We start from the raw sequence: 12,084 nt of genomic DNA, 5'->3' as shown, positions 1-12,084 counted from the left end.
TCCTGTTGGGCGTGATGCGCTTAACTCATCCGAATGCGGGGATCGATGATCGCCACGGCGATGTCCGCGATCAGATTGCCCAGGATGACAAGTATGGCGGAGAACATCAGTAGTCCCATCACCACCGGATAATCGCTATATCCGAGACTATCGAGAAACAACCGGCCCATTCCCGGCCAGGTAAATACGGTCTCGGTAACGAGCGCCCCCGTAAGGATGCTGGGAAGCTGCATGCCCGCAAGCGTTATCATGGGCAGCAGGGCATTGCCGACGACGTGCTTCATAAGGATCCTGCGTTCACTCAACCCCTTGGCACGGGCGGTCTTCACAAATTCCTGGCTGATAGCATCAAGCGTCGCGGTCCGCATATAGCGGCTCCAAATCGCCACATGGACCAGAGCAAGTACGATACTCGGGAGGATCAGATGGTGCAGATAGTTCAGAAGGGAGCCATCGCCGACCGTGTACATGTTGCCGGCAGGCAGCCAACCCAGTTGCAGCGAAAAAACATAGATACCCAGCAATCCGAACCAGAAGGTCGGAATTGATAGTGCCACCATGGCGCCCACGGTGGCCAGATAGTCAAACGCCGAATAGCGGTGCGTGGCGCCACGGATACCAATCCAGGTGCCGATTGCGATCGCTATCACTGTGGACGAACCCATCAACAACAGGGTCGCAAAAAGGTGACGGCCGATGACGCTCAACACCGTTGCCCCATCCCGGAACGAGTGCCCCCAATCGCCCTGCAGCAGGCGCCAGGCCCAGTCCAGGTACTGCATCCAAAGAGGGCGGTTCAGCCCAAGCTGTTCCTTGAGGCGGTCGAGATCTTCTTGGGTCATTCCGGGGTCGAGGCCGTACTGCGCCAACGGGCCTCCCGGTATCAGATTCAGGATGGTGAATCCGATGATTGAAACTATCACCAGTAGGATGAGACTCTGGTAAAGCCGGTTAAGTAGGAAGCCGCGCATTCAACTCTCCTCATGACATCGCCAATGGATGGGCCGCCGCCGCTACTCGTGACGGCGGCTCCGGAGATCAGCTCTTCCAATGCCATCCGGCGGCATGCCAGGATGCGACGCGCGTGTTGGCATTCGGCTTGAAGCCCTCGAGTCCTCCCTTACGGCCGAACACGTTGGTGTACGCAAACAACGGCAGGAACGGCAGGTCTTGCCGGACGATTTCCTGCACGCGGAAGTAAATTGCCCTTCGCTCTTCGGGATCAAACGTACGGACACCCTTTTCGAGCAGCGCGTCGACCTCCGGGTTGGAGTACTGGCCGGTATTTGATCCTTTTCCGCCTTTCGCGACAATCGCGCGCGTGTGCAGGCGGTTCGTCACGTCGGGGTCCGCCGCGATGACATAGGTCACACCGGAAATTGCGGAGTCGAACTGCGATTTGAGCCAGAAATCGCCCCACATCACTGCTCCTGGCAGATTCGATATGGTCATCTCGACCCCGATTTCAGCAAATGTCTGCTGCAGAAATTGCTGCACTTGTTCACGCAGATTGTTACCTGCCGTTGTTGCATTGGAAAACGACAAGCGAACGCCGTCCTTGGCGCGCACTCCATCCGATCCCGGCACCCAGCCTGCTTCGTCGAGGATTTGACGCGCCCGGTCCAGGTTGTACTCCTGCGCCGGCAGGTTCGGATTGTAGTAGTAGGATTGCTGCGGCATGAAGGTTTCGGTGAGGTTACCTACGCCATAATAGATCGCGTCTATGATCGCTTTTCTGTCCATAGCGGCGTAGAGCGCCTGTCGCACTGCCGGATCCTTGAATTGCGGCTTTTCAAGGTTGAGGTAAATCGACTCGACTGACGCCCCCGATTCCAGAGTAACCACGCGATCCGGCAAGTTACTGGCTTCCGCGTAATGATCGGCGGTAATGTAAGCTTGGTCGACAAGGTCGACGTCGCCGCTCTTGAATTGGGTGTAGAGCACCGTCATGTCCGGAATATATTTGAAAACGAGCCGCTCGAGATAAGGACCTTCCCCGAAATAGTCAGCGTTCGCGACGAGTTCGATATGATCGCCGGCGATGCGTTGCGCCCACTTGAATGCTCCAGTGCCAATAGGCGCCTGATTGAAGCCGGCGGCGTTCGGATCTGCCTCCTTCTCGAGAAGGTGCCTCGGAACAATGAAGGTCTCGGCGAGAAACGACAAGTAGGGCGCGAAAACGGACTCCATCCGCCAGGTGATCTCCGTGGGTGAGACCACCTTGATATCACGCACTAATGAATGGCCGCTCGTACGCCATGCTCGGAACTTGGGGTTGGTGATGAGTTCGAGAGTGAACTTCACATCTTCCGCTGTAAAGGGCTCACCATCATGCCAGCGGACGTCGTCGCGCAGACGAATGCGCCACTGCAGGCCGTCCTGCGAGATACCGCCATTCTTTTGGCTTGGTACTTCGGCCGCGAGATTGGGCTGGAGAACGCCCTCGGGGTCCATTCGAAAGAGCGCATCAAACACCGAGAAATGCACGGCGTCGTCGACTTCGGTATGCGCCATCAGCGGATTGAAGACAGTGGGTTCCTGTGAAAGCCCGACGACGACCCGACCGGTCGGTTTTGCAGGGGCGGTCTGGCCAAAGGCCGGCGACACCAGGAGGTTTGGCGCGACAAGCCCTGCCAGCCCTCCAGCTGCCATCATGCGCAGGGTCTCGCGTCGCGAATAGGTCTGTTTAGTCGTTTCAACCTTGGTCATGATGTCTCCTCCCTAGTGGACATGTTTGGATTGGCATTCAGGAATTAGCGGCGGTAGCCGGGGCGGTCTTCAGACGCTCTCCGGGAATGGCTGCGACCAACTCGCGCGTGTAGGCGGATTGCGGATTGAGGAATATCTGCGAGGGCGGACCGCGCTCGACGATCCGGCCCTTCTGCATTACTGCGATCTCGTCAGAAATCTGGCTTGCCACCCGCAGATCGTGGGTGATGAAGATCATGGCCACGCCGGTTTCTCGCTGAATTTGGTCCAGAAGTTTCAGGATCTGGGCCTGGATCGACACATCGAGGGCAGATACGGCCTCGTCGGCGATGAGAAGGCTCGGCTTGAACATCAATGCCCGCGCTATACCGATGCGCTGGCGCTGCCCACCGGAAAATTCGTGCGGATAGCGACCGAAGGCACCTGCATCGAGTCCCACATGGGACAGCAGCGCCCTCGCCTCCTCCCGGGCCTGGGCATAGGGCGTCCCGTGGGCGACGGGGCCGACCGTCAGAATCTGCCCGATCGTCGAACGCGGATTCAAGGATGCAAACGGATCCTGGAAGATCATCTGGATCCGCGGCCGCAAAGGGCGGAAAACCACTTCGGACAGCTTGGCGATATCGTGGCCGTCAAACAGTATCCGTCCACCGTCACTGTCCATCAGCTTGATGAGCAACCTCCCGAGCGAGGACTTGCCCGAGCCGCTCTCTCCGACGATTCCCAATGTGCGGCCAGGCGCCAGGTCGAACGATACATCGTTCACGGCGGTAACGATCCGCTTCTTGCCGAAAAACACACCGCTGCTTCGATAGGTCTTGACCAGACCTTCGACCTTCATGATTGGCTTGGCGGGAGCCGCGTCCTCGTGTGCACGATCCCTGCCGCTGAGGCGGGGGACAGCTGCAACCAAGCGCTGCGTATAGGGATGGCGGGGTGCCTTCAGCACCTGTTCCGCACTTCCTTGCTCTACGATATGGCCCTTTTCCATTACCACCACGCTGTCGGCGATCTCTGCGACAACCCCAAAATCGTGGGTGATGAACATCACACTCATGCCCTTGCGCCGCTGGATGTCGCGGATCAGTTTCAGGATCTGGGCTTGGGTGGTTACATCCAGAGCGGTCGTTGGCTCGTCCGCAATCAGGATCTTAGGCTCGAGTGCCAGAGCCATCGCGATCATAACCCGCTGGCGCTGCCCACCAGACAGTCGGAACGGGTACTGGTGGTACATCAATTCCGGGTCCGGCAATCCCACCTCTGTCAGCAGTTCAATAGCACGGATCCGGCGCGACGCGGGCGTTCCGACATTGTGCGCTGCCATGACTTCGGTGACCTGCTCGCCGACTGTCATCAGCGGATTCAAGGCCGAAAGCGGGTCCTGGAAGATCATGGAAACGACACGACCGCGCAGATCCCTGAGCTGTTCGGGAGAAGCCCCCACGATAGCCGTGCCTTCGAGATGAATCGCGCCTGCCGCCACCGGTATCACCTTGGGTAGTAGGCCCATGATCGTGTTGGCTGTCACCGATTTGCCCGAACCGGACTCGCCGATGATGCACAAGATCTCTCCGCGCTTTAGATTGAATGAGATATTCTCTACGGCGAAAGCCCGCTCCATCCCTTTCGGGAGGCTGATACTCAGGCCGCGCACAGAGAGCGCCACCTCGTCCGCGCCCAAAGTCTGGATGCTGGCGATCATCGAGTTATCCTCCTATTCACCGCAACGATGCGGCAGTTGCAACGCCCCTGCGGGGAACGGCGTATGCTGTAGTTATCCACGCACTGACCCAGACTGCCGAGCTCTTACCGAAACATGCACCAGCGGCAGCTCTGCGTCTCCTCCAGGCGTGACGCCGTTTGATCGTCACTACTTTCTTCGCGGTGTCGCCGTGTCTTGCAAAGGAGATCCCGCCTGGCAGACCCTTTGCCATCGCACGTCATGCCATGACCGAATGAGGCTAGTATCGACTTCTCCTGCCGAAGGAGTCACCGAATTACGCTTCCGCAACAGCACGAAATTCCAAAATGGTTGGCGCCTTCAGAATTTCTTGACGCTCTTCGGAGACCAAGCAGAGCTGATTTATGAACTATTTCAAAGTCATCAGAAACCAGCGCCCGTTGTTAGAGAGCAGGTCGTGCCAAGACGGACCTCAATGTTGAGTTTGAACAGTTGCTTTTCCCGACAGCCCGGCCCGACCCCTGTCGGACTACTCTGATCTGTGCCGGCCAACCGGCAGTCAGTCGAACTTCTCTGTACCTAAGTTTCGCAAAGTTGCGTTGTCATCGGTGCGATGCTACGTGAAGCAAATCGGGGCACAGGGTTCCTCCTGCCCGGCACCCGTATTTCGGGAGAAGATTTCGAACGCCAAGGGCAAATCAGTGAAAGATGCCGAGCCTAGTGTGCAATCATGAGCTGATCGACCCTCGGCGGCTGCAGAGTTGCCAAGGTCGTTGCACTTGTTGAACCGGCGAAGGAGCTCAAAGTCAAATGCCGAATTCAGTTCGACTTAAGTCATTCGAATTGGTGGCACGGGACATCAATGAGATCGATGTCGGCTCGCTCCACGCCTTAACCGTGGCCGTGGGTTGGCCACACCGTCCCAAAGACTGGGATTGGCTTCGCCAGTTCGGCCGGGGCATCGCGGTAGTCGACAGCATCGGCCGGGTTTTCGGAAGCGCCATGTGGTTCCCCTATGGCCAAGACGTTGCGATGATCGGCCTGGTGATCACCACCCCGCGCTCGCAGGCTCAGGGTAATGCGCGTTGGCTCATGGAGCAGGTATTCGAAGAATGCCGCGGCAGAAATCTGTATCTCAATTCAACTCGCGCGGCACACAACCTGTATGTCTCGCTGGGTTTTGCAAACGAGGCGACGGTATGGATGCACCAAGGAACGGTTGCTTCCTCCCTACCCAACTTGCCCGCCCCGAACGGTGATTTGATCGAGGCGGGGATTGATGCACTCCCGCAGATCATCGAACTTGATACCCAGGCCTTCGGTTGGAAGCGAGAGGAGCTGATCTCGGCACTAGCCCCGATTTCCACCATCCAATCCCTCTGCCGGGATGGGAAGATCGTTGGCTATTCTATATGCCGGGAGTTCGGCCGCGGCCATGTGATCGGCCCCGTGGTAGCAAGCAATGACGATGACGCGCTTCAGCTTATTGCCGTCCATCTACGGAACCTGAAAGGGCAGTTCGCGCGTGTCGACACGCGGGAAACAGGACCATTGGTCAACTTTCTTCGCGCGAGTGACTTTCGAGTGGCCGAACGAGTAACGACTATGTCGCGGGGCCGACTCCTTTTGAACCGCAAGGCCGGCGAGCCTTGGGTTTATGGCTTAGCTGGTCACGCACTCGGGTGAACCGCAGCCCGTCCCCTGATGACGGGCTCGATAGCTTTGGTCGGCTCATACACACAGGAAGCCTTTTCAGAGCAGCCTCGGCTTGTCAGCTCTTGCGTCGCCCCCCGCCTCGGCCTGCCGACGCTCGAAATGGCGGCTTTCGAAGCCACTTAGGTATTCCCGCCAACCCCGTCTCGCCAACTGCCATGAGAGGCAGACCGCAATGCTCTATTCGGCTTCCAACACAACGCTGCCAAAACCAGCGCACGCGAACGGCTGCCTTCGGTGGAGCAACAGCTGAACTCAGGACACGACCAAGTGCGAGACGCGGCGCCAGCAAAAGGTTGTGCGGGATTTGCTGCAACCGAAGAGACTTCTGCTGAAAGACGAAGCATTCCGGAACATTCTTCCAAACAACTGCAACTATGCTTCGTCCATGCCGTAGAGTTCACAGGAGCCAAGGATATGGATCGCTTCAGGCCAAAATACGTAACATTCGACTGCCATGGTACGCTAATCAACTTTCAAATGGCGGAAGCCGCTCGTGATCTGTTCGGTCATCTTCTGGATGGGCCGAGCATGGACGAATTCATCAGGAACTTCCAAGCGTACCGCATCGATGAGGTATTGCAGGACTGGAAGCCCTATGCCGACGTTGTTCACAACGCGTTGGAGCGCACGTGCCGCCGCAACAAGGTTGCATTCAGGCCCGAAGACGCCGAAATCATCTACAACCGCGTACCGACCTGGGGACCGCATCCGGATGTGCCCGAGGGCCTAGCCAAATTAGCCAAGGAAATCCCGCTGGTCATTCTCACAAACTCCATGGTGGCCCAGATCCCGTCGAATGTGGCAAAGCTAGGCGCGCCGTTTCATGCCGTCTACACCGCAGAAGAAGCGGGAGCTTACAAACCCCACCTCAAGGCGTTCGAATATATGTTCGACATGTTGGGATGCGGACCGGAAGACATCACGCACGTTTCGTCGTCTTTCCGTCACGACCTCATGTCCGCCTATGACCTGGGTATCAAAAGCAAGGTGTGGGTCAACCGCGGCCATGAGCCGGCCAACCCCTATTATGAATACACCGAGATCCGCGATATTTCGCAGCTGCCCGGCGTTTTCGGGCTCTGACTTGAGATAAGGCAACAGCGGTTCAGGGACGAAAACGCGCGCGGGCCACTGAGCTATGCTGGAGTGCCTGCTCTGAGCTAGTCAGATTAGATCAGGGTATCCAACTACGCAGCCCGAAAAGCACCATGAACGGACGAGGATCTTCAAATTGGGCGATCTTAGTGGACTTGCTGCTGATCAGGAACTAGGCCGGCGCAACAGCTCTGCGGCTCCGGCCTCCCGTCACCTACCGCATGCTGCAGCGTCGACAGAAGCCTATTTTCGTGCCGCAACCGCCATTCTGTCCTCGCCGCCAGACGAGTCAGAAGCCGACATTTCGGCGACATTGCGCAAGCGGCACTACGGACTGGAAGGATCGACCGCGGTCTTATCCTCCGAGGTCGAGCGCACTGTACAGGTCTCCCTGTCCGACGGCCGCCAATTGATCCTGAAGACGTCGGCACGACAAGAGGCGGTCGACAGCTTCCGTTTCCAAAGTGCCGCTTTGGCTGCACTGCAAGGAAGCGGGGGATTTGCTGCACCCACAGTGATCCCTACCAGTAGCGGCGCGTTGATGTTTGAGGAAGAGGGTCTAAGTGGTTACCTGCAGACCCGAATCGAGGGCGTGTCTCTGCACCAGGAGACGCCGACTCCTGATCTCCTCTTTCGAACTGGAAACGCCCTCGGCCAGATGGACCTAGCCCTTGCGCAAGTCAATATACCCGCAGCCCACCGCCCCATTCTCTGGCATATAGGGTGCTGGCCGCGATTGATGGAACTGGAGGAACACCTACCTTCTGGAAGCGTTGCCGAAAGCGTTCGGACCGCAATGGCGGAGTACATGAGGTTCGTCGAGCCGCAGATCTCGAACCTGGAGTGGCAGGTCGCGCACAACGATCCCAGCCCGTTCAACACAATTGTTACCCGCCACGGCTTGGGTTTCATCGATTTCGGCGATGGCTGCTGGAGCCCCAGGATACAGGACCTGGCTATCGCGGCGAGTCACCTCGTGACAGATCCGGCGCTTCCTTTGGGCGGAGCCGAACATCTCATTTCGGGCTATGCCTCGGTCGTCCCACTTTCCGCCTTGGAAGCAAGACTGCTGATCGGACTCATGCGCGCACGACAAAGCGCACTGATACTGGTCAATTACTGGCGCTCCCACCTCTTTCCGGCAGACGCGCAATACATCAAAAAGAATGTGGCTCGTGCCGAGCGCGGGCTAACTATTCTGGCGCCTCTTTCCACTGCATCAGGTGAGGCCGCAGTCCTCGCGGCAGCGTCACAGCCATCGCCGTAACTCTTAGACAGGCAGGAACACATGTCCACAGACCTTATGCCCAATGCTACAGACCCGGCGAGTCTGATCTCCCAGCGCGCGAGGCCGAGCTGATTGCCCGTCGTGATGCAGTTCTGGGAGCATCTTATCGACTGCAGTACCGACGGCCCGTGCACTTCGTTCGCGGCGAAGGCATGTGGCTCTACGATCCCGACGGGCGAGCCTATCTTGACTTCTACAATAACGTTCCTTCCCTCGGCCATTGCCACCCGGAAGTAAACGCGGCAATGGCCGAGCAAGCGGCCCGAATAAGCGCTAATACGCGTTATCTAGAACCAAGACTTGTCAACTATGCCGAGCGGTTGGTTGATACCTTCCCCGAGGAGCTAGACCGGGTGGTCTTTACTTGCACGGGGAGTGAATCCAACGATCTGGCCCTGCGTATCGCACGACTTGTGAGCGGCGGCGAAGGCGTGATCGTTTCCTCTTATGCCTATCACGGCACAAGCGCGGCCGTCGCCGCGGTTTCGCCAAACTTGGGCGATGCCGTCAAGCTCAGCCCATTCGTGCGCATGGTACCGCTTCCCGGTCCAGCGGGCGTGCCAGAATCCCAGGCTGCGGACTTTTTCGAGGCACAGATCCGTTCCGCCATTTCGGATCTGAACCGTCGTGGCATAGGCGTTGCGGCCCTGCTTATCGACAGTATTTTTTCCAGCGACGGCGTATGGGTGGATCCTCCCGGCTTCGTTGCCGGCGGAGCTGCAGCGGCACGGGACGCAGGCGGCCTCGTCATCGCCGACGAAGTTCAGCCGGGCTTCGGGCGAACTGGCGCTCATATGTGGGGCTTCGAGCGGCACGGGATCGTTCCGGATCTTGTAACCCTCGGCAAGCCAATGGGTAACGGGTTTCCAATTGGCGCGGTCGTTGGTCGCAAAGCCCCAATGGAGCGCTTTGGTGCAACCGCTCGCTACTCGAACACCTTTGCCGGAAACACTGTTGGAATAGCGACGGCGGACGCCGTGCTGACGATCCTGCAACGTGACCAAATCCCTGAAAATGCGCTTGCCATGAGCCAGCGGCTACGAGCCGGGCTGACGGAATTGGCAAAGCAGCATACGAGCGTTCGTGCAATCCGCAATGCCGGTCTCTTCTTTGGCGTAGACATCGGGTCCGAAAGCATACCGGCCCCGCGTCGGCGTGCAATGGCTTTGGACGTGGTGAATGCAATGCGGGATGATGGCGTGCTTATCAGCACGACAGGAGCCAATGAGGATGCGCTCAAGGTGCGCCCTCCACTCGTTTGCAAAACCGAGCACGTAGACCTCTTCCTAGCAGCTATGAAACGCGCACTCATCAAGGTCGCCTGGTACACGAAGCCCGACGGCTTGTGCGGAGCCACCTGACAGCGTCACACCAAAATCGTAAGCCGCAAGTCGAGGCCAATCCAGGCGGCGAAACCTGGGCATGCTCGCGTCGTGAACTGCAGCTCAAGTCCGCCAAGATCGGAGCGGCTGAATAAAGACACGCAGAACGGAAGGCAGAGGCGCCAAGATCGCGCCTCTGCCGCTTCCGTCATCCAAATCGCGCGGGGCGTGCGCAACTTCTCTTGAGCCCGCAGCGGCGCCGGACCGCTGCTGCAATGGCGATTGGACTACAGATCGAGCTTCGCGTCACCAGCGTCGCCTGCGTACGATTATTCACGATCTGCCACGGCGAACGAATTCTGATCGTCGTCGATGTCGTGGGCGGCACAGCGCTCTCAGCGCCTGCGAGCCGGACCTCACAATGGTTGGCGGCACCCGTATCGACCTGCCCCCAACCGGGTCGCTGCCGACGGCACGATGGTGTCGGCAAAGGACTGAACGGCCCATGCCTTCATGCGGAAATGGCTTGAGGTTCTAGGCACCGAGATCTACCACATCTGATACCAGTCCGGCACACCTTCGTGTGCCCTTCTTTCGCAGCAGTTTCGCCGCTCGCTAAACCGCCCCAGGGTTCCAACCGCGCCCTCTGTTGCCAAACATTTCGTATCCGTCCTTCGTGACGGCGAGCGTATCCTCGAGCTTGATGAAACCGCGCTGCGGATGGAGCATCGTCGTCTCGACGGAAATGACCATGCCTGCCTCCAGGGGCCGATCCGCATCTACGCCTTCGTAAGCGACGGGGTGGTTGGTCATCAGGAACGGTGCTTCGTGGCTGATGAGCCCCATGCCGTGGCAGAAGAAGTCGGTAAAGTCGGCCGAAGGCGAGCTTCTCAAAGCCTCTTCCGCCGAAGCAATCATCTCACTGCCTCTCGCCCCGGCCTTGATCCTGGCAAAGGCTGCCTGCTGGATCGCATCGACTTCAGCTAGCAAGTCCTCGAGCTCCGCATCGGGCTCGCCGAGCACGCCCATCCGGCAAAGGTCACCGATATAGCCCTGGTAGTTGCCGCCGGAATCAATCGAAAGCACCTCACCCTTCGCCCATGCCTGCGGAGAGGCCGCACGGTTGTGACTAGCACCCAGGGTCAGCAGGCAATACTCGAAATACAGTCCGCGATTGGTCTCTTCTCGCCTGAGCCGTTCAATGATCTCGCCCTTGGTGGATCCCTCTCGTGCAGCCGCGATGGTGGCGAGCATTGAATCAGTGATCAGTTCGGAGGCAACCTTGAGCTTCTCCAGCTCTTGCGGTGTCTTGATCGAGCGCAGTCGCTCGAGCGTATGCGTCGCCTCCACGAAACGCGCACCTTCAAGGCGAGAAGCCAACAGATCCCGCGCATCGGCCGGCAGGAAGGGCGGTTCGATGCCGATGCGAGCACCCGACTTACCGATCTTTCTCAGATGCTCGACCGCAAGCGCTGCTGCGTCGAGTGTACCCCATGTCGCCGTATGAACGGCGGGTGTCCAGAAAGGGTTGTTCTGGTGTTCTCCCCCTTCCATGCGGTTGCCAATATACGCCGAGTGATCGGGGGAGCCCTTCTCATAAACGACGATCGGCAGATAGCGGCTGTGGCCAATCGCATCCATTGCGGCGAAGAAGATGAACTTGTAACCGCCCAGCAGGTACTGCGTGTTGTGCTTGGATGTGGCGAGCAGAACGTCGATGCCCGCCTCCTCCATGAGCTTGTCGAGTTTCGCCGCATCGAAGGGGGGCCCCGCCGCTAGCGTTTGTCTTGGGCTGATGTCCACGGAATTTCTCCCACAAAGCCGTTGTCGTGCGCCCTTAAGTACCGGGCGGGATTAGACGGAAATCCGGCAGCTCCCGAAGCGCACGCTCAGGGCCTGCCGGTGAATAGACCACGAAAAGCTGCATCGGGCCGGGACCCGTGTTCCTTGTCGAGTGGAACCGGCTTTCCGGTACATAGATAGTGCAACCGGGTCCAACCCTCTGCGTCACCGGATCGCCGTTCTCGTCCTCCACCATCTGCTCGCCCTCTCCCGAGATGACGAAAATGATCTCTTCCGCTCCCGGATGATTGTGACGCGCATGCCCTTCGCCGCTCGGCAAATCCACCACACCGCCCGAGAAGCGCTCGGCCCCGTTCACCTCCGGCGCGACCGTCAGCGCAAGCCGGCCCCAGTCGAAGCCGAAACTGTCAACATCAATCGGGTAGAGAAAATATTTGTCCTTTGCCATGCCGCGGCCTCCTCCGCATCCT

The 12,084-nt window shown here is 58.6% G+C and carries 9 protein-coding genes; 4 read left to right on the top strand and 5 right to left on the bottom strand.

What is annotated here, in order from left to right:
• Positions 1 to 20 precede the first annotated feature (20 nt).
• The 3 genes from ACTJKL_RS24070 to ACTJKL_RS24060 all read right to left on the bottom strand — a co-directional run bounded on the left by ACTJKL_RS24070 (position 21) and on the right by ACTJKL_RS24060 (position 4,411).
• Complete coding sequence (locus ACTJKL_RS24070; protein WP_102762988.1) at positions 21 to 971, bottom strand: ABC transporter permease; 951 nt, start codon at positions 969 to 971, stop codon at positions 21 to 23.
• A 67-nt stretch (positions 972 to 1,038) separates the two neighbouring features.
• Positions 1,039 to 2,709, bottom strand: a complete 1,671-nt coding sequence (locus ACTJKL_RS24065; protein ID WP_338280522.1) for a peptide ABC transporter substrate-binding protein — start codon at positions 2,707 to 2,709, stop codon at positions 1,039 to 1,041.
• A 37-nt stretch (positions 2,710 to 2,746) separates the two neighbouring features.
• Positions 2,747 to 4,411, bottom strand: a complete 1,665-nt coding sequence (locus ACTJKL_RS24060; RefSeq protein WP_440854001.1) for an ABC transporter ATP-binding protein — start codon at positions 4,409 to 4,411, stop codon at positions 2,747 to 2,749.
• A 789-nt stretch (positions 4,412 to 5,200) separates the two neighbouring features.
• Here ACTJKL_RS24060 and ACTJKL_RS24055 point away from each other — a divergent pair.
• From ACTJKL_RS24055 to ACTJKL_RS24040, 4 genes are all read left to right on the top strand, one after another.
• Positions 5,201 to 6,076 (top strand): GNAT family N-acetyltransferase, encoded by an 876-nt coding sequence (locus ACTJKL_RS24055; RefSeq protein ID WP_440854000.1) that lies wholly within the window; start codon positions 5,201 to 5,203, stop codon positions 6,074 to 6,076.
• 444 nt (positions 6,077 to 6,520) lie between these two features.
• Positions 6,521 to 7,189, top strand: a complete 669-nt coding sequence (locus tag ACTJKL_RS24050; protein WP_324765410.1) for a haloacid dehalogenase type II — start codon at positions 6,521 to 6,523, stop codon at positions 7,187 to 7,189.
• A 148-nt stretch (positions 7,190 to 7,337) separates the two neighbouring features.
• Positions 7,338 to 8,468 carry a phosphotransferase enzyme family protein gene (locus tag ACTJKL_RS24045; protein WP_440853999.1) on the top strand — a complete coding sequence of 377 codons (1,131 nt, stop codon included), beginning with the start codon at positions 7,338 to 7,340 and terminating at the stop codon, positions 8,466 to 8,468.
• A 173-nt stretch (positions 8,469 to 8,641) separates the two neighbouring features.
• Positions 8,642 to 9,850: an aspartate aminotransferase family protein gene (locus ACTJKL_RS24040; protein ID WP_440853998.1), complete on the top strand. Its 1,209-nt coding sequence runs from the start codon at positions 8,642 to 8,644 to the stop codon at positions 9,848 to 9,850.
• A 576-nt stretch (positions 9,851 to 10,426) separates the two neighbouring features.
• On the opposite strand, the gene ACTJKL_RS24035 is transcribed toward ACTJKL_RS24040, so the two are convergent.
• Together ACTJKL_RS24035 and ACTJKL_RS24030 are read right to left on the bottom strand one after the other, a co-directional pair.
• Complete coding sequence (locus ACTJKL_RS24035; protein ID WP_324765078.1) at positions 10,427 to 11,614, bottom strand: M24 family metallopeptidase; 1,188 nt, start codon at positions 11,612 to 11,614, stop codon at positions 10,427 to 10,429.
• A 34-nt stretch (positions 11,615 to 11,648) separates the two neighbouring features.
• A complete protein-coding gene (locus tag ACTJKL_RS24030; RefSeq protein WP_440853997.1) occupies positions 11,649 to 12,062 on the bottom strand; it encodes a cupin domain-containing protein in 414 nt (137 codons plus the stop codon).
• Between the last annotated feature and the right edge of the window lie 22 nt (positions 12,063 to 12,084).

The organism is Sinorhizobium sp. 22678 (assembly GCF_052044265.1).
Classification (GTDB): domain Bacteria; phylum Pseudomonadota; class Alphaproteobacteria; order Rhizobiales; family Rhizobiaceae; genus Sinorhizobium; species Sinorhizobium meliloti_A.
This window is presented reverse-complemented; position numbering and strand designations above follow the sequence as displayed.